The organism is Asticcacaulis sp. P2_B1, from assembly GCF_056404915.1.
The window spans coordinates 777,990-803,759 of the sequence record NZ_JBFUDD010000002.1; the positions used below are offsets into that span (position 1 = coordinate 777,990).

A 25,770-nucleotide genomic window follows, 5' to 3' on the forward strand; every position below is an offset into this window, starting at 1 on the left:
TGAAACCTTAAAGCGCGCGTGATTGTTTTAACCTAAGGTCACACGCTCCATGTCCGCAGCTACCGATAAGCCCGTCAAGAAAGTCGTCCTCGCCTATTCCGGCGGCCTCGACACCTCGATCATCCTGAAGTGGCTGCAGACCGAGTACAATGCCGAAGTCGTCACCTTCACCGCCGACCTGGGTCAGGGCGAAGAACTGGAGCCGGCGCGCAAGAAGGCCGAACTCCTCGGCATCAAGCCGGAAAACATCTATATCGAAGACCTGCGCGAAGAGTTCGTCCGCGACTACGTCTTCCCGATGTTCCGCGCCAACACCGTCTATGAAGGCCAATACCTGCTCGGCACCTCGATCGCCCGCCCGCTGATCGCCAAGAAGCAGATCGAAATCGCCCGCAAGGTCGGCGCCGACGCCGTCTGCCACGGCGCCACCGGCAAGGGCAACGACCAGGTCCGTTTCGAGCTCGGCTATTACGGCCTCGAGCCCGATATCCGCGTCATCGCCCCGTGGCGCGAATGGGAGTTCGCCTCGCGCGAAGCCCTGCTGGCCTTTGCCGAACAGCATCAAATCCCCATCGCCAAGGACAAGCGCGGCGATGCCCCGTTCAGCGTCGACGCCAACCTGCTGCACTCGTCATCCGAAGGCAAGGTGTTGGAAGACCCAGCCGTCGAGGCACCTGAATTCGTCTATCAGCGCACGATTTCGCCCGAGGCTGCGCCGGACACGCCGGCCGTCTTCACCATCGATTTCGAACGCGGCGATCCGGTCGCGATCAATGGCGAGGCCCTGTCGCCGGCTGCTTTGCTGACCAAGTTGAACCAATTGGGTCACGACAATGGCGTCGGCCGTTTAGACCTGGTCGAGAACCGTTTCGTCGGTATGAAGTCGCGTGGCGTTTATGAAACACCGGGCGGCACCATCCTTTTGGCGGCGCACCGCGGTATCGAGTCGATCACGCTCGATCGCGGCGCCATGCATTTGAAGGATGAGCTGATGCCGAAATATGCGTCGATCATCTATAACGGTTTCTGGTTCTCGCCCGAGCGCAACATGTTGCAGGCGGCGATCGATTACAGCCAGGAAAAGGTCACCGGCCGGGTCACGGTCAAGCTCTACAAGGGCAATACCACGGTTATCGGCCGTGAGAGCCCCTATTCGTTGTACGACCAGGACCTGGTGACGTTCGAAGAGGGCAAGGTTGCTTATGATCATCGCGATGCCGCCGGGTTTATCAAGCTGAATGCGCTGAGGTTGCGGGTGGCGGCGAAAAGGGATCAACGCGGCTAACTTACGGGGTTTGGGGCCTGCGGCCCCAAGCCTTCCCTGTTCTTTCCTGACCCTGGCCCAGAGGGCCGAGGGGTCAGGAAAGAAGAAGCAAAGATGTGGGGTCTCGGACCCCACGCCCCATAGTTTGCCACATTGACTCTTTGCAGCGCCCGCCACTAACTGCGCGGCATGACGAACAGTTTCAACATCCTGATCAACAAACGATCGGGCACCGTCCTCAATATGGGCGAGCCGGCCATCGAAGCGGCCATCACCCACAGCCAAATCCCGGTCAAAGAACAGATCTTCGCCGAACCCGAAGACATGCAAGCCGAGCTGGAACGCCTCACCGCCCGCCCGGAATACCTGCTGATCGGCGGCGGCGACGGCACCATCCGCGAATCCGCGCAATATCTCGCCACGCACAAAAAAGCCTTCGGTATCCTGCCATTCGGCACCATGAACCTGCTGGCCACCGACCTCGGCCTGACCTCCCTGCAACAGGCCCTCACCGCCTATGCCGAAGGCGTCACCGAGACCACCATGGACGCCGGTTACGTCAATGGCGAGATCTTCCTGTGCTGCGCCTCTATCGGCACCATGCCCAAGGCCTCGGTCTTCCGCGAACAAAACCGCGGCGAAAACGTCTTCCTCCTCTTCCCCAAGATGTTCCTCTTCGTCTTCAACAATCTCGATAAAAACAAGAAACAGCGCGTCGTCCTCAAAGTCGGCAACGAGATGCTGAAATTCCACACCGCCGCCCTGGTCGTCGCCGACAACCGCTTCGCCGACAGCGACAAACTGACCGACAGCAATTTCAAACGCAGCGATCTCAACGGCGGCGAACTGGCCGCCTATATCGCCACCACCAAAACCCGCAGCTCCCACCTGCGCTTCATGGCGCGCCTGGTCTTCGGTCATTGGCTCAAAGACCCCGATCTGACCGAAATCACCGGCAAGGCCATGACCTTGTGGACCAAACGCAAGTATGAGCTGGTCTCGATCGACGGCGAAGTCCAGAAGATGCACACCCCGCTCGATTTCAAACTCAAGACCAAATTCATCCACCTTCTCGTTCCGAAGGCCGCGGCATGACCGCACCCGTCCCCTTTCGCCCAGATTGGCGCGCGATTGCAGCCCTTGGCGTCCTTCTGGTCTTCGCCGCCTGGCGCTTCCTCGACATCATCGAGGACATGCACACGGAAGCCACCCTGATGACGGCCGATCGCGCCACCTACCTGGCCTTCCAACACGCGCGCTCACCCTGGCTCGACCAGATCATGATCACCCTGACCGAAATGGGCGATACCCTCGTCGTCACGGCGGTCGGCGTGGTCGTCGCCGGCTGGCTGGCCTGGAAACGCGCCTGGCGCACATGTGTTTTCTGGCTGTTGGCAGCGGGCGGCGGCTCCGCGATCAACACCGCCATCAAGGTTGCCCTGCATCGCGCCCGGCCCGGTGACATGCACTATGCCGGCTGGAGCGCCTATTCCTTCCCCAGCGGCCACAGCACGACCAATGCCGTCCTCTACGGCTTCCTCGCCATCATCGTCATGCGGCTCGTCAAGCCGGCCTGGCGTTTGGCCGTGGCCGCCGGTGCACTGGCCTTTGTTGCCGCCATCGCTGTCTCCCGCCTCTATCTCGGCGCACACTGGCTATCCGATGTTATCGGCGGACTAACTTTCGGATGTTTGTGGCTGGCCCTGCTGGGCCTCGCCTATCTCTATCGCCAGACCGAACCCCTGGACGCCGGCAAACTGCTGGGCGTGGCCGGTGGCGCCCTGGTCCTGGCCGCCAGTGTCAATATCGCCCTTCATCATCAGGTCGACGTCGCGCGTTATGCCGTCAATAACTGTCTGAAAGACCCCGCCGGGATGTGCGCCAAATGAAGATCATCCATATTTCAGACCTGCATTTCGGCTGCACCTCGAAGCCGGTGACCGACGCCCTGCTGCGCCACCTGAACGATGACGCCCCCGACCTGGTCATAGCCAGCGGGGACATCACCCAGTCGGCCACCATCGCCGAATTCGAAGAGGCGCGAACCTTTTTCGAAAGCCTGACCGTCCCTTATTTTGTTATTCCCGGCAATCATGACCTGCCCGGCATGGACCTGACGCGTTTCATAGACCCGTTCGGCCGCTACAAACACCATATCGCCGCGGACATGGAGCCAGCCCTGCGTACCGCCTGCGTCGACATCAAGGGCATCAATTCGGCGCGCGTGATCATGCCGCACTGGAACTGGGCCAATGGTGGTGTCAGCCCCCATCAACGCCATGAGATCGAGCGGTTTTTTGCCCCTTCGACGACACGGTGGCGCATGCTGGTCCTGCACCATCCCCTGGTCAGCGCCAAGGAGCTACCGCTCGACGTCAAGGTCTATGGCCGCTCGAAAGCGCTCGAAACCATAGCCGAGCAACGTATCGACATCGTCCTCGCCGGTCATCAACATCACGCCCTGGTCGAGCCCCTGTCGGTCGACGACCACACTACCCTGTTCGTCAATGCCTCGACCACCCTGTCGCAACGCATCCGCCGCCAACCCAACGGTTTCAATATCCTGACCTTCAACAATGACAGCGTCCGCATCGACATGCTGCGCTTCGCTCATGATAAATTCGAAACCTTTTCCGCCTTTACCCACACCAAGACTGCCAATTCCGTTTAAGCCATGTTAGGTGCAGGACATGGTCCTGCCCGTCGATCCCGCCAAATATTATGCCTTTGTCGTCGCCATGTTTTTCATGGCGATTTCGCCGGGCCCGGCCAATCTGTTCTTCATCCGCACCGGCCTCTCGGGCAGCAAATTGCGCGTCCTGGCCGGCGTCGTCGGCACCAATTCGGCCTCCGTCGTCTGGTTCGTCGCTTCGGCACTCGGCCTCCAGGTCCTGATGCAGGCCTTCCCGGTCGTCTTTCAGATCATCGCCTTCCTGGGCGGGCTCTATGTCGGCTGGCTCGGTTTCAAGACCTTCCACGCCGCGCTCAACATCAAGAACGAAACGCTCGATGCCGGTTTCACGGCGCCGCTGGAGCAGAAATCCAACTGGGTCACCCTGCGCGAAGGCTTCATGGTCCAGCTGCTCAACCCGAAAATGGTGCTGTTCCTGACAGCGGTCCTGACGCCCTTTGTCGATATCCACCGCCCGATGGTGCCACAGATGGTCGTCTTCTCGGCAACCACCATCGGCATGGACGTGATCACCATGACGTCCTATGGCCTCGGTGCCGTCAGCCTGTCCCGTATCCTCAGCGAGCCGAAAAACAAACAGAAGTTCGATCTCGGCGCCGGCGGTATCCTGATGATCATTGCCTGCCTGATCGTCGCCCACGCCGTGCTGGATTATTTGCACCGGCCGTGAACCGGATCCTCGCCGCGCGTGATTAAGGTCACAAGGACAGAGCTTTAACCATGCGCGACCATCTGCCGCATAATGCTGTGCGAACTCGCGGCGTTTGAGCGTAAATAAGCCACATTGACCTTTAACTGTGTTAACGGAATAATGACTGCAAAATGTCTGCATTTTGGGGAGAGTAAAATGAGAATCCTGTCTACCGCTCTGATCGCCGCCGCCAGCCTGACCCTGCTGTCGGCCTGCGCCACGCCTACCCCTTATCAACCCGCCGACCTGACGCGCAGTACGCCGGGCCGCTCGGCGCCGGGCTATGCCGAAACGCGCCTGGAAGAGAACCGTTACCGGCTGGGCTTTGCCGGCAACGACTTGACCTCGCGCGAAACCGTTGAAAATTACATGCTTTACCGCGCCGCCGAACTGACGCTCGACGCCGGTTACGACTGGTTCGAAATCGTCAACCGCGGCACGGATGAAAAGACCCGTACCGTTGGCCCAATGCGCGACCCTTTCATGAGCGGTTTGTCATGGCGTTTCTACCGCGGCAGCCGCTGGAGCGCCTGGGGCGCCTGGGGCGACCCGTGGGGCGGTGATTTCGACACCGTGCAATATACGCGCTACGAAGCCACGGCTGAAATCGTCATGCACAAGGGCGAGAAGCCGGATAGCCCGAACGCCTATGACGCCCGCACCTTGCGTGGCAATCTCGACTCCCGCATCGTTCGCCCGGCCGAGCGTCCCGTCGAACGGCAATAGTCGCAAAAACCTGTCAAACAAAAAGGCCTGGTGGTTAAAACCGCCAGGCCTTTTTGTTACTTCCGCGCCTTCGGCTTGATCACCTTGGGCATTTTCAGCCGTCGCCGGTTGGTGTGGTCATCGACGACCTCGACCGGCTTGCCGGTATTGTCGGGCTTCTCGCCTTTGAAATAGAACTTCTGCCAGCCCGCCTTCACTGCCTCCGGATCGCGCGCGTTCAGACTCTTGTTGAACTCGTCGCGGGTCGTCGCCCAGGCGTGGAATTGCTTCTTCAGCTCCGGATCGCTTTCCAGCGACTTGATCACCGGCTGGATCTCGTCCTGAGCCTTGTGCTGCACGACCTGAATGAAACAGAACGGCTCGCCCTTCTTGAAGCTGACCATACCCGGCCGGGTCATGCGCCAGTTCATGGTGAAGGGGAACGGCAGCCAGTCGGTTTCAACCAGGCCGGTCAGCGGCGCGATACCGTCCTTGACCGTATTAGGCGGGCCGCCGGCCAGCACGGCATAGCCCGGCGGCGTGCGGAACATGTAGCCGGTATGGAAGGTCAGCACGCCATGCGTAAAGTGCGACTGCGCAATGTGATCCAGCTTATAGTCCGGATCGGAATCGCAGCTGATCATCAGGTCATCCTTGCCTGAGCCACCGTTCCAGATGACGGTGAAATCGATCGGGCAGAGGATTTCCCACCCCGTCGTATTGGCCATGACCAGCGGCAGGCAACGATAGGGAAAGCGCGATTGAAAACTGTCCATCCAGTCGCGGTCGGGCCGCCCCGGCACGATTTCCGGCGGATAGGTCGTCATCACGAAGCACTCTAGTTCCATTTGGCTAAGTCCGTATTTGTGTTAAATCGGGCTCATGACCGAGCCTCATTATACACCTGAAAAACTGCTTTTAGCCTTAGCCGATCTTGGCCTGAAAACAAGCACCCTGTACCACGAAGCGGTCTTTCGCGTCGGCGAGGGCGACGACATAAAGTCGCAACTGCCGGGCGCCCATACCAAGAACCTGTTCCTGAAAGACGACAAGGGCCAGCTTTGGCTGATCAGCGCTGAACAGTCGACGACGATCAATCTCAAGACCTTGCCGAAGGTCATCGGCTCCGGCCGATTGTCCTTCGGTTCCGAAGAACGGCTTTACAATGCCTTGGGCGTCCGCCCGGGTTCGGTAACGGCACTTGGCCTGATCAACGATCCGGAACACAAGGTCCGCTTCATCCTCGACAAAGCCCTGGCCGATGCCGACATCGTCAACTTCCATCCCCTGACCAATACCGCCACCACCGCCCTGTTCCAGGCCGATTTCCGCGCCTTTATCGCCTCGCTGGGTCGGACGTTAAAAATCATCGACTTCAGCATACTTGTTTGAAGTTAAAGGTTTTTATCCACAGATAAGCCAGATAAGCACAGATTTCAGGATCATCACAAACGGTGGAGACCGGCACTTGGAAGCAGATCAACGCGATGCACAGACCTACGCCATAATTGGAGCGGCCATGGAGGTGCATAACCGTCTGAGCTTTGGTTTTTTGGAGCCGGTTTATCAGGAAGCCCTGGGTATTGAACTGGAGAGGGCCGGCATCCCCTTTCGGCGCGAATGCGCCCTTCCCATTCCCTATCGTGAAGGGTTTTTGAAATGCCAATATCGCGCGGACCTGATTTGCTTCGATGAAATTCTCGTCGAACTCAAGGCGCTTCGGCGCATGTCCGGCATGGAGGAAGCCCAGGTCCTGAACTATTTGCGCGCTGCGCGCATTCCAAAAGGCCTTTTGCTCAATTTCGGCGGTGCAAAACTCGAATACAAGAGATTCAGACTCTAAGCCCGTGCAACCCATGACCATCTGGTCTTATCTGGCTTATCTGTGGATCAAAACCTTCCCTTCTTCCGCTTGACTCCACACGCACGGAAGCCCATCTCAACCGCACGGATTTCCAAAGGTAAAGCCATGCCCAGCACGCCCAGCACCGACCCCAATATCATCGACGGTTCCGAAGCCACCTTCATGGCCGACGTCATCGAGGCCTCGCAGCACACCCCGGTCATCGTCGATTTCTGGGCGACCTGGTGTGGACCGTGCCGCCAGCTGACCCCGGCCCTCGAAAAGGTCATCAAGGAGGCCAAGGGCAAGGTCAAGCTGGTCAAGATCGATGTCGACAAGAACCAGGGCATTGCCGCCCAACTGCGCATCCAGTCGATTCCGACCGTCTACGCCTTTGTCGACGGTCGCCCGGTCGACGGCTTCATGGGCGCCAGGTCGGAAGGCGAAGTACGCACCTTTGTCGAGAAGCTCGGCATCAGCGATTCCGGCCCGACCGTCGAGGAAACCCTGGCCCTGGCCCAACAATCGATCGACGACGGCGACGTCACCAGCGCGCTCGAAGCCTACAGCTTCGTCCTCGAGCAGGATCCCGAAAACACCAAGGCCATTGCCGGCATCGCCCGCACCTATCTCAAGGTCCAGCAGCCGGAGCAGGCCAAGCAGGTCCTCGACATGGCCCCGGCCGACACCAAGGACGCCGACATCCTGGGCCTGCGTGCCGCGCTCGAACTGGCGGAAGGGGCGCCAACCGACATAGCCGGGCTGCGTGCCAAGCTGACCGCCAACCCGCGCGATTTCGACGCCATGTACGACCTCGGCCGCGCCCTGGCCGCCACGGGAGAGACCGCCGAAGCCATCAACCAACTGCTCGAGATCGTCAAATACGAGCCCGACTGGAACGGCCAGGCCGCCCGCACCTATCTGTTCAAGATCTTCACCGCGCTCGGCAACACGTCCGAACTGACCAAGGCCGGCCGCCGCCGCCTGTCCTCCATGCTTTTCAGCTAAGGCCCCTGCCATGAACGACGTCACCGAAAACACCAAGCCCGAGCTAGAGGTCGATCCGCGCCTTTTGGAGGCTCTCGTTTGCCCGGTCACGCGCCGCCCCTTGACCTATGACAAGGCGGCCCAGGAATTGATCAGCCCCACTGCGGGCCTGGCCTATCCGATCCGTTCGGGCGTGCCGATCATGCTGGCCGATCAGGCGCGTAAGTTCGACCCCATCAAGGGTTAAAGAATCTTGTAGGGCAAGCGGCGGTTCAACCAGATCACCGCCGGAGCCACGATGACGCAGACGACAATGGCCACGGGTGCGTCGCGCCATGTTGCGCTGAACCCGACAGCCGCGAGCGCGATCAACAGCCACGGATGCAACAGATAGATAAAGATCGACAAAGGACTGAGATAACCCGATGTCGTCTTCAAAGGCGATTTCAGGGCAAGCCAACATAGGCCCAGAGCCGCCACCGGCGCCGTTATCAGCAAATCGAACGTGCCTGCTATGTGATGGCTGAGATTGATAAACGCTTCCGCCGTCACCAACGCAATCCCAACCCCAACCACGATCCACGCGGTGCCTAGCGAGACCTTGCCCAGCCAATCCTGGCGCGCCACGATGAGGCCCAGCGCCATATATGGGAAGGCGAAGAAGACGAAATTGCGGTAAAGCGGCGTCAGAAAATGCAGCCGCTCGATTTCGGCTTTGAACAGCCATTCGTAATTGACCGTATACTGAACAAGTGCTCCGGCAACGAAAAGCACCAGCGCCAAAACAGCCAAAATCTTCGGCCAGCGGCCGTGCACGACATAGAGCAAACACCCGCCCATGGCTGCGGCGATCAGGTACCACAGGTGATTAAACCCGGTCGCCAGCAGGACACCGAACTGATTGAACGGGTGCCACGGCGGGGCAAATTGCGGCAGGTAGATCAACGACCACAGACCGTACAGGATGAGAATGCGCTTCAGCCACCGCCCAAACGCCGATGCGTCATCGAGCGCCGGCGCCAGATAATAGCCGTTGAGGATAAAAAACGCTGGCACGGCGACACGGAACAAACCGTCAGTCAGCAGGCTGCTGAACCAGGGACTTTCGTTTTTGAGAAAATGGCTGTGAATCCCGACGACCATGCAGGCCAACCCGATCTTCAGGCTGTCGACCGCCAAATTACGTTCCGTCACAGGCTGAACCCGTTCAATCCGCCGCTCAGGGGATGGCTGACCCCTTTCCACACAAAGGTCCCGGTCAACTTGGCCGGCAGGCGCAGCGACGCCTTCAAACCCTTGTCGGTGACCGCATAATCGACGCTCACCGCGCCCGACGGCGTCATCACCACTGCGTGCAGCGAGGTCAGGCTCCCGATATGCGGCTCGATTTTCACCGTCGCATATCCCGGTGACGCAGGCTCGACCCCGGCAACAATGGCCAACAGATCCGTGGTCGGATGTCCGCTCCATGCATGCGTATCCGACCGCCGTTCGAAGCGGTCCTCCGGCCAGGTCGTGAAATGCAGCGGTAGCAGGTCGCGCCAGGTCTGCAACAGGCCGAGATAGCGATCGCTCAATCCGGCATGTTCATAGGCGCGCACTAGGTACCACGAGAAATAATAGCTGGCAGGAATGAGGCCGTCCGGCGCGTCGATACCCTTGCCGGTGATCTTGCCCAAAATCGCCTGGGCCTGATCGGCTGGCGCCGCATCATACAGCACCGCCAGGGCATTAGTGTGCTGCGAAAACAGCGTCTTCGACGGATCGTCGGCGAACAGGCCTCTTCCGGCATCCCAGCATTGCGCGCGAATCCCGGCCTTGACCACCTCGGCCTGGGTCGCATCGTCGTCGCCCAGCTTGGCGTCGCCTAAAGCGTGTTCCAGATCGGCCGCCTGCTCCAAAGCACCGAGATAAATGAGCGTCGTCAGGCACGACTCGCCGTTGCCGTCGAAGCTCGGGAAAGCATCGCGATCCTTGCCGACCCAATCGACGAAGTTCCATGTCGGGTTCTTGCCCAGCAAACCGTCGGCATGAACATAGGGCTTGAACCAGGCCAGGACCTCGCGCGCCCGCGGCAGGTTGCGCGTCACCACCGCCGTGTCGGGCTGGTTCATCCACCAATCGTGCAATTGGCCGATCCACAGCAGCGAGAACGGCGCGATCGGGTTATGCCCGCGGCTCGGCCACGCCCCTTCGGTCAACCCGCCCTCCGTCTTCGACCAACCGAAAGCGTCGATGGCATTGACCGCCAATCGCGTATCGCCGGACACGGCATAGGAGATCAGCATCTGGATGCGCGTATCGCCGACATATTGCAGCTGTTCCCAATAGGACGAGTCCATATAGGTTTCGTGAGCATCGATGCGCGCCGTCCGCCATCCGATCTGCCAGATCTGGTTCAGCTGGGCATCGTTCGACAAAAACGCACCCGTAGCCACGAACGGATAGCCGGTCTCGAAGGTCTTCAGCCCCTCCAACCGCAGGGGCGCATCGCCCGTCGTCACATCGAGCTGCAAAAACCGCCAGGTCCGCCAATGCAAGGGCGCAAAGGTCCGGTCCGAACCGTCGGCGATAAAGGTATCGGTCAGGCCGCGGATATGGCGGTCGCCGACCTCGTCGCGCACGCCCTTCTTGCCATCGGCGCCATACAACGCCTCAGCATAGGTCATCTTGATGACGGCATCCTTGCCACCGGAAACACTGAGCTGCGGATAGGCCGACACCATCATCGGCCGGCGGATCAGCAGCTGGATATGGCTGTGCGGCGGCACGGTCTGCCCCGCCGCCGGAAAAGCGCCCATCCCCCGCACCGTCCGGCCGTTTTCGACGCGCTGAAACGTCATGGCCGGCAAGGGATCGGCCGACAACAGCCATTTCGACGCATCCGCCACCGGCGCCGCAGCAACCCAGGCGGCCACCGGCACACGCGCATCGATCGTTTCCGGCGCTCCGGCGACATAATAACCCAGCCAGTCCGGCGTATCGATCTGCGCCATGCCCGACGTCGCCATGTGACCTGGATCAAGCGCCGCCTGCCAATCCGGCCCGCTGTTCAACCCGCCCAGAGCGTCGTCCTCGGCCTTGAGATAGAATCCCGTCGTCACCGACTGTTGCGCCAACGGTCCGGTCTGCAGTTTCAGATCATCGACGCCCGGCTCGACGAAGTTCCACACCACCGCCGTTACCGCATTCGCACCGCTCTTCAGAAACGGTGCGATATCGACCGTCTCATAGCGCCAATGCGCCAGATCGCTGGTCGCCGGCCCCGCCGCGGCACGCTGGCCGTTGACATAGAGGATGAAACGATTGTCGGCGCTGACCTCGACCAGGGCCGCTTTCGGCTTGTCCGCCAATTCGATATCACGCTTGAACTGAACGACGACAGGCGCCGCCGCCTGGGGATGCGTGATCCACTTCGCCTCGCCGGCGTGTGCGCCGAATGCCATGGCCGCCATAAAAAACAGGACGGCCAGGAACCTCACACCAACTCACCGCGCAGCAGCTTCGGCAGGTTGCCTGTCGCCGCGCCGGCGTCTTCCATGACGAACTTGCGCAGGGCCGGCACGCGGTTGAACAATCCCATGCCGACATCGCGTGCTGCCCGCAACACCGGATTGTCATTCGAAAACAGGTGCACGAACCCGTCCATCACCACCGACGTCGTGACATTGTCGAAGCGCCGCCATTGCGCATAACGCTCCAACACGATCTCCGTACCGATGTCCTCGCCCTGGCGCACCGCCTCGATCAGCACTTCGGCCAGGGCCGCCACATCCTTCAGCCCCAGATTCAAACCCTGACCGGCGATCGGGTGGATACCGTGGGCCGCGTCGCCCAACAAAGCCAACCGCCCCTTGTACATCTCTTCGGCCAGGCCGAGACCCAGTGGATAGATGAATTTCGGCCCGACCAAACTGATCTCACCCAAAAATTCGCCGAACCTTGCCAGCAAATGATCGTGGAACAGCTCGTCGCGCACTTGCATCAAGGCCTTGGCCTTGGCATGGGTTTCCGACCACACGATACAGGCGCGATTGTCGTTCAGCGGCAAGATGGCGAACGGCCCCGTCGGCAGGAAATGTTCATAGGCGACATGGTTGTGCGGACGCTCCATCTGCACCGTCGCCACCACCGCCGTTTGGGCATAGTCCCACTGGATATGCTTGATGCCGGCCTTGTCCCGCAAGGACGACCGCCGCCCCTCGGCCGAGACGACCAGAGACGCCCGCAGCGTCTCGCCGCTTTGCAAATCGACCTCGGCGAAACTGCCGGTCTCGCGGTTATCGATCACCGCATCCGGCGAAAACAGGGCGATATCCCGCGCCGTGACGGCCGCGTACAGCGCCTGACGGGCATGGCGGTTTTCGACCATATAGCCAAGCGGCTCATTCCCCGTGCGGTCGGAGATCTCTTCGGCGGCGAAATGCAGGAAAAACGGCAGCGGCTTTTTCGACGCCGCCCCGGGCAAATGCCCGTCGGTAACGAAAATTTCGTCCATCCGGCACGATTTTGGCTCCAGCACATCGCCGACCCCCAGGGCCTTCCATTGCCGGAAACAGGCATAGGCGATCGCCGAAGCCCGGCCGTCGAACGAGGCGTCCAGCATGTCGTCAAACGGCTGCTTTTCGATCAAGGCAACCTCAAGCCCACCGGACTTGAGCGCCAGGGCCAGGGTCATGCCGGCCATGCCGGCGCCGACAATAATCACGTCGAAGTGTTTCATGAGGGCATCATAGCGGGAAGCAAAAAAAGGGCAATGTGCACAAGTGACGCAAGGGCCGACCCAAAGGCGCGGCACCCATAACAAAAATGAAAAAAGCAAACATCGTAAACAGGTCTTAACCATTAACATGGCATCTGGTGCCTGATCCGCCAATTACACACGACCGCGCAGAACCGCACATGACCAGTATTACCCTGACCGTTTGGAACGCCTTCGAAACCCACATGAGCGCCATATGGCGTTCACCCGTCATGGCCCGCATGCGCGGCGCCTTTACGGCGCTGATCGGTATTTCCAGCGTCGTCGCCCTCGCCACCTACCACGCCTCCGACCCCAGCCTGAACAGCGTCACCCATGACGACGTCAAAAACGCCCTCGGCGGTTTCGGCGCCATGGTCTCCGACCTCGGCATCCAATCGATCGGCCTGGCCGCCTGGCCCGCCGCCGCCCTCATGGTCTATTTCGGTCTCCTGCGCACCTTCCACCACGACCCCGACCAGAGCCGCCAAAAACTGCGCCTCCACAGCCTGTGGGCCCTGCTCTTCGTCCTGTCCCTAAGCGCCGCCGTCGGACCGATCATGACCTCGACCGACCCCGTGCTCGCCCAAAGCGTCGGCGGCTTCTGGGGCAGCGGCTTCAACAACCTTTTGAAATCCCTCTTCGATTTCATGCGCCTGCCCGGCGGCGCCATTATCGCCAGCGTCATCTTCACCGGCCTGGCCATGCTCGGCTTCCACCACACCTTCAACCTGAAACTCGAAACCTACGGCCATATCGCCGGCAAGCTGGGCAATGCGCTGGGCGGCCTCGGCCTGAATCGCATGGTCGCGGGCCTCGGCCAGAACCCCGAGACCCAAATTTCCGGCAAAACCCCGCGCGCCCCCAAGGCCAAAATGCCAAAGCCCTTCGTCGACGAAGAAATCTTCGACGATGAAGATGACGCCACACCCGAACCCGCCGTCAAGGCCCCCCTGCCGCGTGTCAACCTGTCACCCGCCGTAGCCGCCCCTCCCGTCGACGACACCCCCGTCTTCGACATCAAACCGCCCAAGCCCTCCGCCCGCGCCGAAGCCGAGAAACAACCCGTCTTCGACTTCCTGCGCCCCGGCAATTTCCGCCTGCCCGAGCTCAGCATCCTCGCCAAGCCCAAGCCACGCAACCATACCTATGACGAAGACGGCCTGCGCCAGAATGCCCGTATGCTCGAAAGCGTCCTGGCCGAATTCGGCGTCCGCGGCGTCATCGACCAGATCCGCCCCGGCCCCGTCGTCACCCTCTACGAACTGGCCCCCGCCGCCGGCGTCAAGGGCGCCCGCGTCGTCGCCCTCGCCGACGACATCGCCCGCAACATGTCCGCCCGCTCCTGCCGTGTCTCGATCGTCCAGGGCCGCAACGCCATCGGTATCGAACTGCCGAACCAGAAGCGCGAGACCGTCTATCTCCGCGACCTGCTGGCCTCCAAGGAATTCGAGCACGCCGGCCATATCCTGCCCATGGCGCTGGGCGAAACCATCGGCGGCGAACCCTACATCACCGACCTCGCGAAAATGCCCCACCTCCTGATCGCCGGCACCACCGGCTCGGGTAAGTCGGTCGGCGTCAACGCCATGATCCTCTCCATCCTCTATCGCCTCGATCCCGAACAGTGCAAGTTCATCATGATCGACCCGAAGATGCTGGAACTCAGCGTCTATGACGGCATCCCGCACCTGCTGGCCCCCGTCGTCACCGACCCGAAAAAGGCCGTCGTCGCCCTGAAATGGACCGTCAAGGAGATGGAAGACCGCTATCGCCGCATGTCCAAGATCGGCGTCCGCAACATCGCCTCCTTCAACGAACGCGCCCGCGCCACCGCCGCCGAAGGCAAGAACTTCGTCCGTAAGGTCCAGACCGGCTTCGACGAAACCGGCCAACCCGTCTACGAACTCGACGAAATGGTGCCCGAGCCCATGCCCTATATCGTCGTCATCATCGACGAAGTCGCCGACCTGATGATGGTCGCGGGCAAGGACATCGAAGGCGCCGTGCAACGCCTGGCCCAGATGGCCCGCGCCGCCGGCATCCACCTCATCATGGCCACCCAGCGCCCCTCGGTCGACGTCATCACCGGCACCATCAAGGCCAACTTCCCGACCCGCATCTCCTTCCAGGTCACCTCCAAGATCGACTCGCGCACCATCCTCGGTGAACAGGGCGCCGAACAGCTGCTGGGCCAGGGCGACATGCTCTACATGGCCGGCGGCGGTCGCATCACCCGCCTGCACGGCCCCTTCGTCGGCGACAACGAAGTCGAAGCCGTCGCGCAATATCTCCGCGACCAGGGCCAACCGCAATATCTCGACGACGTCACCTACAGCGCCGAAGAAGAAGGCGGCTCCGACGGCGGCATGGGCGAAGGCTCGGGCTCCGGCGACGACCTCTACGACAAGGCGGTCTATTTCGTCACCTTCGACCGCAAGGCCTCGACCTCCTACATCCAACGCAAGCTTCAGATCGGCTATAACCGCGCCGCCTCGCTGATGGAAAAGATGGAACAGGAAGGCGTCGTCGGCCCCGCCAACCACGTCGGCAAACGCGACATCCTAGTCGGCCCCCCTCCCGGCCACTAGGGGCAAGCCCCTAGGACCGAAACTGACGCTCATAAACGCCGGTTCACGCTAAGCTCTGACGGTGGCCGCGGCGTTCAATAATCTTCTTATACTCCCCCGCTGGCGGGGGAGGTGGCAACCCGCCTTCGGGCTGACGGTGGGGGGCCTTGCTTCCTTAAGTCCAGTCGTCGTCACGACAACACCCGATTGAACCCTCCCCAGTCCTCGCCTATGATCGCGATAAAGCTTTCAGCGCACACACGGGGACACCATGACCAAGTCGCAGCTTTTCTGGCTGGCCTCAGCCGCCATCGTCCTGACCACTGGCGCCCTCGCCGCAGAAACCATACCCTGGAACTGGGCCACGGCCGACGACGAATACGCCTCGGACCCGGGCTTTAGCGAAAGCAAGGCCATCTGCAAACGGCTCGGCTCACCCATCATCCCCGCCGCAGACCGCCCCAACCCGCAGGAATCCCTGCAACTGAAGGATTGCGACTCCGAAGCCCTCTACTATGGCGAAAAATCACCACCTGACTATGTCAAAGCCCGCCAATGTGCCATCCTCGAAGCGCAAAACGGCTCCGACGAAGCCTTCTTTTCCGGCAACACCATCCTGATGGAAATCTACGCCAACGGTTACGGCACAGCCCGCAATCTCGACCTGGCCACGGCGCTTGCCTGTTCGGTCGAAGGCGCCCCGATGGAAAACGACGGCCGCGTCACCCACCTCCAAGAGCTCAAAACCAAACCCGGCCCGTTCGACTTTTGCGACGACACCACCAGCGGCCTTGCCGAAGGCATGTGCGCCGCCCGTGACGGCGTGAAGGCGGATTACGAGCGCGACCAAAAAATCACCGCCGTAGCGCAGCAATTCCCCACCGCCGCCCAGGCACCGTTCACCGCCATGAAGACGGCCTTCGACGCTTTCGCCACGGGCCATGCCGAAAACGAAACCGATCTCTCCGGCACGGGTCGCGGCGCCTTCGTCGTCGAAGCCGAAGCCGCTGAACGCGACCAATTCCTCAAGGACCTGACCCGCCTGGCCACCGGACAATGGGTGAACGCCACGCCAGCCGAAGCGACCGCCGCCGATGCCGCGCTCAATCAAAGTTATAAAACAGCCCTCAAGGCCTGCGCCGCCACCGACAGCAATTTCAGCACGGTCAAACCCGAAGACGTCCGCGGCGCCCAACGCACCTGGCTGACCTACCGCGACGCCTATGTCCGCTTCGCCCAGGTCGCGGCGCCGAAAATCACACAAAGCGCCATCCTGGCCCGCCTGACAAAACTGCGTACAGCAGAACTCGATAATCTGCCGTGTAAGGAATAGACCGGCCTAGGACCACCTCACCATCACGCCCTTCGGGCGCGGCCCCCCCTGGCAAGCGGGGAGGATACATTTAGAATTTAAAATCAATGGTTTCTGTTCCTCCCCGCTTGCCGGGGAGGGGGACCGCACGACGAAAGCGCAGCTTTCTAGATGCGGTGGTGGGGCATCTTGCGTCTCAAGAACTCAAACCCGCTCCAACCTTATCCACGGATCACGATCCGGCACCGTCGTCACCCGGAACACCTCCATCAGCGCCCAGACGGCCCCCGTTCGCTTCGCATTCGTAGAAGCAAGAAAGCACAAACCCTTACCTCGCCGAACATACACATTCGCAGCGACAGGACCGAAGTGCCCCTAGCGCGCAGGTGATGGGGTTTCTCGCTTTCTTGACCTGTCCGTCCGCTCAATTTTCCAGGTAAATACGGCTGTAATTGGCGAATGGACTCTCCGCCAACCTGGGTTCGATAGCTGCCTTAGCCAGCTTGAAGCCGACGACATAGCAGCAAACCTCCATCGTGCCCTGTCCCGATGACCCGCCGTCGCAATGACCCAGGCCCAACTGTCCCAACAGATCATCCAAAAACTCTTCGAGAGCGTGTCGGGTATCGAGTTCGCCGCTGTCGGCGAAGCCTTCCACTACCGGATATTCGACGATAAGGCGCTTTTGCTTTGATGCCGGCTGCGGACGATACCCCCTCGCCCGCGCGTCGGTCTTCAGCTTGGCGACGAGCTTCCTGGCCTGCGCCACTGTGTCAAAGGGATGGAAGCGATTGTCACCTCCGACGCCACACTCACCTTCGTATTCGACGATCTCATTCTCCCTTGGGAAGGCCTCATAGAAATACAACACCTCGCCATCCCGCCGAAAAAGACGTGGAATTACCGGCAACTTATCTGCCTGGGGCAAATAGCCCTGGACGATATCTTCCCTTGCCTCGACCGGCGCAATCCGCTCGGGCGGTGACGCGAGGGTCTCAACCGTCGCCCGCTCCGCCAGGTCGATCAGCCAGCTCCGCTCCGCGTCCGACAGACGGGTCTTGGCGATACGTGAAATGGCCATTTTAACCGCGCTGGCGTAATCCTGGGTGCGAAGGGCCCAATCACCCGGAATCCAGTCAGGATAATGCAGTCGCCTGGAAATGTAATAGGTCCGTCTGGCCTTGGCATAGCTGCCACGGCCTTGGTCCGGCGGCAGGAGATGGTAATGTGGCATAATGCTCACGAAGATACAAAGCTTGTCTATCTGCTCCAGCGACAGCTCGGCTTCGACCAACCGCACGAAGTTAGCGCCAAAAGAGTCATCCATCTGCTGGACAGCGTCCTGACTGGACGCCATGGAACAAATACAACGTACCTCAGCATACATGGCTGATTTTCCTATCCGGTATACGGGTGGGACGCTTTACCCCGCGGTTCGCCCTGCCGCCCCATGCGCGTAACGACATCCCACTCATCTGGCTTATCTGGCTTATCTGTGGATCAACCCTTTTAAGTGTCAGCGACCGCATAGCGTCCATCCGCGCGCTGAAAAATCACCTCTTAAAATCTGCGCCAATCTGCGGACAAACCCTTAACAAGCCCAACCGCCCGCACCGCCGCCCATCCTAAACTCTCTCCAACCGCATCCACGGATCCCTATCCGGCACCGTCGTCACTCGGAACACCGGCAGCACCGGCCTATTCTCCTCCGGCACCAGACGATAGTTCGCCAATAAACTCGCCAGGATGATCTGCGCCTCGGCCATGGCGAAACTGGCGCCGATACAAATCCGCGGCCCCGCGCCGAACGGCAGATAGGCCGGCAACCGCGTCCACGGCGACACCTGGCCTTTAAACCGATCGGGCCAGAACTCCGTCGGCCGTTCCCAGAACTTGCGGTGACGATGCAGGATATAGGGGCTGATCCACACCTCGGTGCCGGCCGTGATCTTTTCCTCGCCGATGACATCGTCGGCAATCGCCTTGCGCACGATATAGGCCGCCGGCGGATAGAGCCGCAGCGCCTCAAGCAGAGTCTGGCGCAACCGTGGCCAATGACTGAGATCCTCCATCGTCGTCACCTGGTCCGGCCGGAACGCCTGGACCTCCGCCCGGATGCGCCCCTGCTCCGCCTGATCCAAGCCCAGCAAATAACTGGCCCAGAACAACAGCCGCGACGTCGTCTCGAACCCGGCCGCCAACATGGTCGAACACTGGTCGCGGATCTCGGCATCCGTCAGCCCCTCGCCCGTATCCGGATCGCGCGCGCTCAACAACAGATCGAGCAAGTCACCCCTGCGATGCGCCGCACTCGTTCCTTGCGCCCGCCGCGCCGCGATCACCCCGTCGACCATCCCGGCCCACCGCTTGCGAAACCGACGGCGCGCACCCTGGGCCCAGGCAAGATCGTCCTCGTCCTTCGCCATGGCATCGAGCGGATTGGGCCTTCCGGCGCCATTGAGGTAATCCCGCGTCATCGCCGCCAGCTCGGCGCGATCGCCGTCACCCGGCAAAGAAAACAGCGCCATCAGCACGGCATCCAGGGTCGAGCGATGAAACACCTCCGACATTTGCGTGCGATCGATGCCGTCCAGCCGCTGCAACATGCGCACCGAGGCTGTCTGGAAATGCGGGATCAGGTCGTTGGTCGCCGCCGGACTGAATAAGGGCGCCAGCATACGTCTCTGTTGCCGCCAGTCCTCCGCCTCGGCCAGGAACAGCCCCGAGCCCATGGCCGGGCGGAACAAACGCGGCTGGATGATCGGCCGGCGATAATTGGCCATATTGGCCTGAAGCACGTGATGGATGGCGGCGGGGTCGTTGACTGACAGGCTGTCGATACCAAACGCCTTCGCCCGCCCATACAGGATGTCGAACGCCTGTTCGGAATAAACCGACAATGGATTGATAAAAAATTGCGGCAACCACCGCCAGGTCGGAAGCGGCCCGGGATGGATCCGGTGAGCGGGTGGAAAAATGCGTGCGGAAAGGTCATCCATGCTGGCCACCATAGCCTGCGGGAGGTCGTTACCGCAACTGCGGCTGAACCGCGCATTCACCCCCGCTTAATCCTGGGAACACAAACCCCTTGAGATGGGTCTTTTTCGCGCCCTCGAATTGCCTTGCGGCACAGTTACGGTTAGATCGCACGAACACAAAAGGTAAAAACCATGACGACCCTGACCCGCCGCTTCTTCCTGACCGCTGCTACCGGCCTGACAGCCGCCGCGGCCGTCCCGGCCTTCGCCGGCAAGAACGACAACGGCCTGCTGTTCCAGCCGACCTTCAATCCCGCCGACAAGGCCCGTATCGCCAAGGCCACCGCCTATCTGCAAGCGCTCGGCACCGGCCAGGGCCGCTTCCAGCAGGTCGATTTCCGCGGCCGCACCACCAATGGCAACTGGTACCTGCAACGCCCGGGCAAGATCCGCTTCGAATATGACGCCCCCTATTCCCTGCTGATCGTCTCCGACGGCCGCAACGTCAATATGTGGGATCCGCGCCTGCAATCCTTCGATCAATATCCGCTCGACGAAACCCCATTGTCGCTTTTCCTGTCGAAACAGATCAGCTTCAATCAGGGCGTCATCATCGCGGCCGTGTCGTCCAATGCCGCCGGCTTCACCCTCAAGGCGCGCGATCGCCGCAAAAGCGTCGGCGGCTTCGTGACGATGAACTTCGCCCAAGATGCCGCCGGTAATGTGATGCTGAAAGAATGGACCGTCGTCGACCAACAAAACCGCCCGACAACGGTAAAATTGGTCAGTTTCACACGTGATTCGCGTCTCAAGCCCGAGTTATTCGTGCTCAATAAGCCGCAGAAGAAATAATAATCGCGTTTCCACTTTTACGCTTGCAGTTTTTTCGTGAGCGTGTTATTTTTCACACATTGGAAACAGGCGGCGGTGCGTTTCCAAAACGTGCGTTTTTCCCTTTTTTCTCTTCGTGTTATGTGCCAAAATCTTGCCCGGTTCGTCACCACGAACCGGGTTTTTTGTATATTCTCAAAGCCTTACTCAGTTAGCAGATTGTTAATCCATGCGTTTGTCGCTGGTCTCGTGGAACGTCAACTCCGTCCGGCTGCGCATGCCGCAGATCGCGCAATTCCTTAAGCAAACCGACACCGATCTCATCTGTTTGCAGGAGATCAAATGCCAGGAAGACGAATTTCCGCGCCAGGATTTCATCGATCTGGGCTTTCCGCACATCCATATTGCCGGCCAAAAAGGCTGGCATGGCGTTGCCCTGGCATCGAAACACCCGTTCGAAGTTCAGGAGCTTTTACCCTTCTGCCGTCGCGGCGAAGCGCGCGTCCAGGCCATCAAAATACAGGCGGGCGCCGGCCATCCGGTCGATATCTGGAACTTTTATATCCCGGCCGGCGGCGATGTTCCCGATCGCGAAGGCAATGACAAGTTCGATCACAAGCTGACCTTCTACGAACGCCTGACCGAACACCTGCACCACCGCGACCCGGACAAGCCCCTGCTGATTTGCGGCGACTTGAACATCGCGCCCGGTGAGTTCGATGTCTGGAGCCACCGGCAAATGCTGCGCGTCGTCAGCCATACGCCGGTCGAAATCGCAGCCTTCGACGCCCTGATGGTCGCCGGAAAGTTGCACGACCCCTTCCGCGTCACCTATCCCAACCCGCAAAAGATCTTTTCATGGTGGAGTTATCGCGCCGCCGATTTCCGCAAATCCAATCGCGGCCTGCGCCTCGATCACGTCCTGCTCAATCCCGGCCTGATGGCGCGCGTCGACGGCGATATCACGGCCAAAATCCACGACGATATCCGCGAATGGGAACGCCCATCGGATCACGCCCCGGTCCAGGTTGTCTTTGATATCGCCTAGACCTTGGCATCCTATAGAAGAATTTATCCACAGATAAGCACAGATAAGCACAGATGAAGTAAGTAAGACTTAACTCTAAAAGCACGAGAGAAACACAAAATCAGAGAGTGTCTTCGCGCGAAGCGCATAAATCCAGGATCAATATTCGCCCTTTGGGCGCAAACAGATTAAGCACTTAAATTTTTCGTGCTTTTGGCTTCGCCGAACTTCGTTTCGTGTTCAGAACCTTACTTACTTCATCTGTGCTTATCTGACTTATCTGTGGATAAAACCTTACTTACTATACTCCGAGATACATCATGTCCGAAGCCCAACTCCCACCCGCCCTCCTCGCCAAGGCCGATTTCCGCCACAACGAATATGCCTGGCGCGTCGCCGACCTGCCCGAAGTCATCGCCACGGCCAAGGCCATGGGCCTGCGCAATATCGGCGGCCAGCTGCAGATTCGCACCGCCGACGCCATTGGCGAATGTGATTGGGTCGGCATAGATGCCTGTCAACTGATCCCACCCATGCTGCCGTGGGAAGCGATGGTCGAGATGTCGGCCAATATCGCCCTGGCCGACTTGGCTCAGCTCCAGGCCGAATTCGACTTCGCCGCCGAAATCACCGAAGCCTTCCCCGGTCCGGTCGAACGCCATCTGACATCGGGCGGCACGCTCGACGACATCATCTGGTTCGTCTGGTACGCCGATTCCGAGGTAGAGGCTGCGGCTGCGGCACCGGAAGTGCCGGAAGGCTGACGTTGCACACGTGGCCTCACTTAACCCAAGCGGCTTCCCAGCCATCATAAGTGCCGTTTTTTGAGGCTGCCAGATCATCGAATTTGTGGCTAAGCGGCAAGATGTTGTCTTCGCTGGGGATCATGGTTTTGTTAGCCGCCAAGGTCCAGTCGGTATAACCGTCAATCTGATGGATATCGACGGTGAACCCCATGTCGGCAACGGTCGCCCGCAAGGATTCCGCGTCGGCCTGGGTCGGGAAATATAGATAGAAGATGACATCGGTCGGCTTGGTGATGTCCGAACCCTGCTCTTTCAATTGAGCAATGACCAACCTGTCGGCGTCATCAGCCGTGTTGGCTGTTGCGCCCAAGGTCACCTTTGATGTGGTATCCGCCCAAACCGGATTGTTTTGAGCCAACGCATTGTGGGCTGCGGACAGGATCGCCAGAGCAAACGCTCCGGTGATCATCGCTTTTGTTAGATGCGTCATTCTACCCCCCTTAGCAATGTTGGAACATAACGACTCCAGATTCAGTCGCCACACATATCCCCTCGCCCCTTTTAATGGGAGAGGGTGGCGGGCTTTAGCCCGCCGGGTGAGGGGTTCTTTCTTCCGGCTGTCGTTTCAATCCGAAGCCAACCCTAGAACTGTAGACGATACCCGCCGGCATCGGTCATCAATAACCGCGCATTGGCCGGATCGGGCTCAATCTTTTGCCGCAGCCGGTAAACGTGGGTTTCCAGCGTATGGGTGGTGACGCCGGCATTATAACCCCACACCTCGGTCAACAGCTCTTCACGCGTAATCGGCTTGCCGCCGGCGCGATAAAGATATTTGAGGATATTGGTTTCCTTCTCGGTCAGGCGCGTCTTCTTCTGCGTCTGATCGACCAGGACCTTCAGGGCCGGCTTGAATTCGTAAGGCCCGATGCGGAACGTTGCGTCCTCGCTGGTCTCATGCGACCGCACCTGGGCGCGAATGCGTGCCAAGAGGACGGCGAAGCGGAACGGCTTGGTGACATAGTCATTGGCGCCGGCGTCCAACCCCAGGATCGTGTCCGAATCCGAGGTCTGGCCCGTCAGCATGATCACCGGCGTCGTCAGCCCACCCTTGCGCAACAGGCGGCAGGCTTCGCGGCCGTCCATGTCGGGCAGGTCGACATCGAGCAGGATCAGGTCGGCATTGACGCTCTTGCCCAGCCTCAGGCCTTCGGAGCCGTTGGCGGCCTGAATGACCTTGAATTCTTCGTGAAGTTCGAGCTGCTCGGCCAAAGCTTCGCGCAGTTCATCGTCATCATCGACTATAAGGAGGGTTTTTTGTTGCACCATGATCCTGTATCTTGTGTCTTATCGTTATGATTAAGCAGCAAAAGCTTCGAAATGGTCAAGACTTTTACGGCACGGGCCGATCACACACTTGGCATAGACCAACATAGTGTGCGTTGCGCCCTGGGAAAAGGGGGCGTTCTGTCCGCCGCCGATAAAAGAGAGGGCGATGGCGCCACGCCGCTGGGAATCTGGCCCATCCGCTACGTATTTTACCGTCCCGACCGCCTCGCCAGACCTGAAACCGTCCTGCCGGTCGTGGCACTCGCCGAAGACGATGGCTGGTGCGACGACGTGTCGTCGCCAGACTATAACCGCCATATCAAGCTACCCTCCGCCTTCGGCCACGAAAAGCTTTGGCGTGACGATCATGTTTACGACCTGATCGTCGTCCTGGGTCACAATGACGATCCCGTCGTCCCGGGCATGGGCTCGGCCATCTTCCTCCACCTGGCGCGCGAGGATTATTCCGGCACCGAGGGCTGCGTCGCCGTCACCCAGGCGGATCTGCTCGAGCTATTGAAAGATGCCGAGCCGGACAGCGCTATTGAGGTCGTGGCCTAGCGACGCTCCGAATAGGAGCGATTCGGAGTGTCGATTTCACGTCATTATTTATATAATTCAACGGGTTAACATATTTCGGAGCGCTGCGGTATAGCCGATAAAGGGCCCACATCCACTCCGAATGATCCGGCCAGGCCCACACCGCGGCTCGGTTTACCGGGCGCCGAAGATCGCCGAGCCGACCCGGATTTCATGCGAACCGAAGGCCAGGGCCGTCTCATAATCGTCGCTCATACCCATGCTGAGATGGCCAATGCCGTTGCGTTCGGCGATTTTGCGCAGCAAGGCGAAATACGGCCCGCGCGGTCCCTCGACCGGCGGAATGCACATCAGCCCCGCAATCGTCAGCCCATGGACCTCCCGCGCCGCCGTCAGGAAAGCATCGGCCTCTATCGGCAAAACACCCGACTTCTGCTCCTCTTCGCCGATATTGACCTGGACATAGAGCGCCGGATGCCGACCCTGTTTCTGGATCTCGTCGGCCACCGCCCGCACGATCTTTTCCCGGTCCAGGCTCTCGATGACATCGAAAAATCCGACCGCCTCGGCCGCCTTATTGCTTTGCAACGGCCCGATCAGCCGCAGCTCCAGGTCCGGATAGCCCCCCCGCACCGGCGCCCACCGTTCCATGGCTTCCTGGACCCGGTTCTCGCCGAAACGCCTGTGCCCGGCCTCGAGTACCGGCGCGATCGCCCCCCACGGCTGGTTTTTCGATACCGCCGTCAGATAGGCCGCGTCGGTCGGGCGCCCTGCCGCCTTTAGGGCCTTGTGCATCTTCGCTATCAGCTTAATATAGGCCGCAATCGATGGCGCAGGCTGGGTATCCAACGATGACATATAAAACCCGCTTCAAGTATCTGTTCGACAAGGCCACAGACATAGCCCACGCGGCTCACGCTTTGAACCCCAAAGCGGCGCATCTGCCGGCCCTTTTTTTCTTCAGCGATCCACAGCGCACGCCCCACCCCGAGGACATAGCGACCCTGCTGCCCGAGGGCTGCGGCCTCGTCTATCGCCATTTCGGCGAAAGCCACGCCCCGCAGCGCGCGCGGCTGCTGCGCAAGATTGCCAGCGACCATGGCCTGACTCTTCTGATCGGTGAGGACCACGACCTGGCGATCGAAGTCGAGGCCGATGGCGTCCACCTGCGCGAACAAAGCCTGTGGCGCGCCGCCGGGCTCCACGCCGCCCACCCCGAACTCAAGCTGACCATAGCCTGTCACGATGCTGACAAGGTGCGCGACATCCCGACCGATGCCGGCCTGTGCGCCATCTTCGCTTCACCCGTCTTCGCCAGCGCCAGCCTGTCGGCCGCCGGCGTGACGCCGCTCGGACCCAAGGGCGCCCGCGCCTTCGTCGAAGCGGGCAGTCTGCCGGTCTACGGTTTGGGAGGGATCAATTGCGACAATATCGCTAACTTGCGCGACAGCGGTCTGTCGGGCGTCGGCGCCATCGATGCATTTAATGTAGTTTAGACGTTCAGAACTTGCCCG

26 protein-coding genes are annotated in these 25,770 nt (G+C 60.3%); 17 read left to right on the forward strand and 9 right to left on the reverse strand.

Going from position 1 to position 25,770, the window contains the following annotated elements; genetic code table 11:
- Positions 1-49 precede the first annotated feature (49 nt).
- From AC1DX3_RS07915 to AC1DX3_RS07940, 6 genes are all read left to right on the forward strand, one after another.
- Entirely contained in the window at positions 50-1,285 is a 1,236-nt protein-coding gene (locus AC1DX3_RS07915) for an argininosuccinate synthase (protein WP_476988709.1), read from the forward strand.
- A 168-nt stretch (positions 1,286-1,453) separates the two neighbouring features.
- Positions 1,454-2,359 carry a diacylglycerol/lipid kinase family protein gene (locus AC1DX3_RS07920; RefSeq protein ID WP_476988710.1) on the forward strand — a complete coding sequence of 302 codons (906 nt, stop codon included), beginning with the start codon at positions 1,454-1,456 and terminating at the stop codon, positions 2,357-2,359.
- A complete protein-coding gene (locus tag AC1DX3_RS07925) occupies positions 2,356-3,153 on the forward strand; it encodes a phosphatase PAP2 family protein (RefSeq protein ID WP_476988711.1) in 798 nt (265 codons plus the stop codon). Before AC1DX3_RS07920 ends, AC1DX3_RS07925 begins: the two co-directional genes overlap by 4 nt.
- Positions 3,150-3,935 (forward strand): metallophosphoesterase family protein, encoded by a 786-nt coding sequence (locus AC1DX3_RS07930; RefSeq protein WP_476988712.1) that lies wholly within the window; start codon positions 3,150-3,152, stop codon positions 3,933-3,935. Before AC1DX3_RS07925 ends, AC1DX3_RS07930 begins: the two co-directional genes overlap by 4 nt.
- A 19-nt stretch (positions 3,936-3,954) precedes the next feature.
- Positions 3,955-4,626 carry a LysE family translocator gene (locus AC1DX3_RS07935; RefSeq protein WP_476988713.1) on the forward strand — a complete coding sequence of 224 codons (672 nt, stop codon included), beginning with the start codon at positions 3,955-3,957 and terminating at the stop codon, positions 4,624-4,626.
- A gap of 177 nt (positions 4,627-4,803) precedes the next feature.
- On the forward strand, positions 4,804-5,373 hold the full coding sequence (locus AC1DX3_RS07940) for a CC0125/CC1285 family lipoprotein (RefSeq protein WP_476988714.1): 570 nt from the start codon (positions 4,804-4,806) through the stop codon (positions 5,371-5,373).
- A gap of 56 nt (positions 5,374-5,429) precedes the next feature.
- On the opposite strand, the gene AC1DX3_RS07945 is transcribed toward AC1DX3_RS07940, so the two are convergent.
- On the reverse strand, positions 5,430-6,200 hold the full coding sequence (locus AC1DX3_RS07945) for a DUF6065 family protein (protein ID WP_476988715.1): 771 nt from the start codon (positions 6,198-6,200) through the stop codon (positions 5,430-5,432).
- Positions 6,201-6,234: 34 nt separating this feature from the next.
- Between AC1DX3_RS07945 and AC1DX3_RS07950 the strand changes: the two genes are divergently transcribed.
- The 4 genes from AC1DX3_RS07950 to AC1DX3_RS07965 all read left to right on the forward strand — a co-directional run bounded on the left by AC1DX3_RS07950 (position 6,235) and on the right by AC1DX3_RS07965 (position 8,429).
- Positions 6,235-6,744 (forward strand): prolyl-tRNA synthetase associated domain-containing protein, encoded by a 510-nt coding sequence (locus tag AC1DX3_RS07950; protein ID WP_476988716.1) that lies wholly within the window; start codon positions 6,235-6,237, stop codon positions 6,742-6,744.
- Between the two features lie 76 nt (positions 6,745-6,820).
- Positions 6,821-7,195, forward strand: coding sequence for a GxxExxY protein (locus tag AC1DX3_RS07955; protein ID WP_476988717.1), 375 nt, complete (start codon positions 6,821-6,823; stop codon positions 7,193-7,195).
- Positions 7,196-7,321: 126 nt separating this feature from the next.
- The gene (gene trxA / locus AC1DX3_RS07960) at positions 7,322-8,203 is read left to right on the forward strand and encodes a thioredoxin (RefSeq protein WP_476988718.1); all 882 of its coding nucleotides are present in this window, start codon (positions 7,322-7,324) and stop codon (positions 8,201-8,203) included.
- A 10-nt stretch (positions 8,204-8,213) separates the two neighbouring features.
- Positions 8,214-8,429, forward strand: coding sequence for a Trm112 family protein (locus tag AC1DX3_RS07965; RefSeq protein ID WP_476988719.1), 216 nt, complete (start codon positions 8,214-8,216; stop codon positions 8,427-8,429).
- Here the strand turns inward: AC1DX3_RS07965 and AC1DX3_RS07970 are convergent.
- The 3 genes from AC1DX3_RS07970 to AC1DX3_RS07980 are packed head-to-tail and all read right to left on the reverse strand — an operon-like array spanning position 8,426 to position 12,905.
- The gene (locus AC1DX3_RS07970) at positions 8,426-9,376 is read right to left on the reverse strand and encodes an acyltransferase family protein (RefSeq protein WP_476988720.1); all 951 of its coding nucleotides are present in this window, start codon (positions 9,374-9,376) and stop codon (positions 8,426-8,428) included. The genes AC1DX3_RS07965 and AC1DX3_RS07970 overlap by 4 nt on opposite strands.
- Positions 9,373-11,664: an alpha-L-rhamnosidase-related protein gene (locus AC1DX3_RS07975; RefSeq protein WP_476988721.1), complete on the reverse strand. Its 2,292-nt coding sequence runs from the start codon at positions 11,662-11,664 to the stop codon at positions 9,373-9,375. The genes AC1DX3_RS07970 and AC1DX3_RS07975 overlap by 4 nt, the downstream gene beginning before the upstream one ends.
- A complete protein-coding gene (locus AC1DX3_RS07980) occupies positions 11,661-12,905 on the reverse strand; it encodes a UbiH/UbiF/VisC/COQ6 family ubiquinone biosynthesis hydroxylase (protein ID WP_476988722.1) in 1,245 nt (414 codons plus the stop codon). Before AC1DX3_RS07980 ends, AC1DX3_RS07975 begins: the two co-directional genes overlap by 4 nt.
- 179 nt (positions 12,906-13,084) lie before the next feature.
- Here AC1DX3_RS07980 and AC1DX3_RS07985 point away from each other — a divergent pair, with 179 nt between their 5' ends.
- Both AC1DX3_RS07985 and AC1DX3_RS07990 read left to right on the forward strand, forming a co-directional pair.
- Complete coding sequence (locus tag AC1DX3_RS07985) at positions 13,085-15,514, forward strand: FtsK/SpoIIIE family DNA translocase (protein WP_476988723.1); 2,430 nt, start codon at positions 13,085-13,087, stop codon at positions 15,512-15,514.
- 250 nt (positions 15,515-15,764) lie between these two features.
- Positions 15,765-16,826, forward strand: coding sequence for a lysozyme inhibitor LprI family protein (locus AC1DX3_RS07990; protein WP_476988724.1), 1,062 nt, complete (start codon positions 15,765-15,767; stop codon positions 16,824-16,826).
- A 403-nt stretch (positions 16,827-17,229) separates the two neighbouring features.
- Here the strand turns inward: AC1DX3_RS07990 and AC1DX3_RS07995 are convergent, their stop codons facing one another.
- The gene (locus AC1DX3_RS07995) at positions 17,230-18,192 is read right to left on the reverse strand and encodes a hypothetical protein (protein ID WP_476988725.1); all 963 of its coding nucleotides are present in this window, start codon (positions 18,190-18,192) and stop codon (positions 17,230-17,232) included.
- Positions 18,193-18,430: 238 nt separating this feature from the next.
- Positions 18,431-19,804 carry a cytochrome P450 gene (locus AC1DX3_RS08000; RefSeq protein WP_476988726.1) on the reverse strand — a complete coding sequence of 458 codons (1,374 nt, stop codon included), beginning with the start codon at positions 19,802-19,804 and terminating at the stop codon, positions 18,431-18,433.
- Between the two features lie 171 nt (positions 19,805-19,975).
- Between AC1DX3_RS08000 and AC1DX3_RS08005 the strand changes: the two genes are divergently transcribed.
- The 3 genes from AC1DX3_RS08005 (at position 19,976) to AC1DX3_RS08015 (ending at position 22,405) form a co-directional block, all read left to right on the forward strand.
- A complete protein-coding gene (locus AC1DX3_RS08005; RefSeq protein ID WP_476988727.1) occupies positions 19,976-20,635 on the forward strand; it encodes a LolA family protein in 660 nt (219 codons plus the stop codon).
- Between the two features lie 208 nt (positions 20,636-20,843).
- Positions 20,844-21,662 carry an exodeoxyribonuclease III gene (xth, locus tag AC1DX3_RS08010; protein ID WP_476988728.1) on the forward strand — a complete coding sequence of 273 codons (819 nt, stop codon included), beginning with the start codon at positions 20,844-20,846 and terminating at the stop codon, positions 21,660-21,662.
- A gap of 299 nt (positions 21,663-21,961) precedes the next feature.
- Complete coding sequence (locus AC1DX3_RS08015; RefSeq protein ID WP_476988729.1) at positions 21,962-22,405, forward strand: hypothetical protein; 444 nt, start codon at positions 21,962-21,964, stop codon at positions 22,403-22,405.
- Between the two features lie 16 nt (positions 22,406-22,421).
- Here AC1DX3_RS08015 and AC1DX3_RS08020 read toward each other — a convergent pair whose 3' ends face one another.
- A complete protein-coding gene (locus tag AC1DX3_RS08020; protein ID WP_476988730.1) occupies positions 22,422-22,877 on the reverse strand; it encodes a ribonuclease E inhibitor RraB in 456 nt (151 codons plus the stop codon).
- A 152-nt stretch (positions 22,878-23,029) separates the two neighbouring features.
- Positions 23,030-23,716 (reverse strand): response regulator transcription factor, encoded by a 687-nt coding sequence (locus AC1DX3_RS08025; RefSeq protein ID WP_476988731.1) that lies wholly within the window; start codon positions 23,714-23,716, stop codon positions 23,030-23,032.
- A gap of 51 nt (positions 23,717-23,767) precedes the next feature.
- Here AC1DX3_RS08025 and AC1DX3_RS08030 point away from each other — a divergent pair, with 51 nt between their 5' ends.
- Positions 23,768-24,277: a L,D-transpeptidase family protein gene (locus tag AC1DX3_RS08030; RefSeq protein ID WP_476988732.1), complete on the forward strand. Its 510-nt coding sequence runs from the start codon at positions 23,768-23,770 to the stop codon at positions 24,275-24,277.
- Positions 24,278-24,430: 153 nt separating this feature from the next.
- On the opposite strand, the gene AC1DX3_RS08035 is transcribed toward AC1DX3_RS08030, so the two are convergent.
- Positions 24,431-25,114, reverse strand: coding sequence for a YggS family pyridoxal phosphate-dependent enzyme (locus tag AC1DX3_RS08035; RefSeq protein ID WP_476988733.1), 684 nt, complete (start codon positions 25,112-25,114; stop codon positions 24,431-24,433).
- On the opposite strand from AC1DX3_RS08035, the gene AC1DX3_RS08040 reads away from it, so the two are divergent.
- Positions 25,108-25,752, forward strand: coding sequence for a thiamine phosphate synthase (locus AC1DX3_RS08040; RefSeq protein ID WP_476988734.1), 645 nt, complete (start codon positions 25,108-25,110; stop codon positions 25,750-25,752). The genes AC1DX3_RS08035 and AC1DX3_RS08040 overlap by 7 nt on opposite strands.
- Positions 25,753-25,770 lie beyond the last annotated feature (18 nt).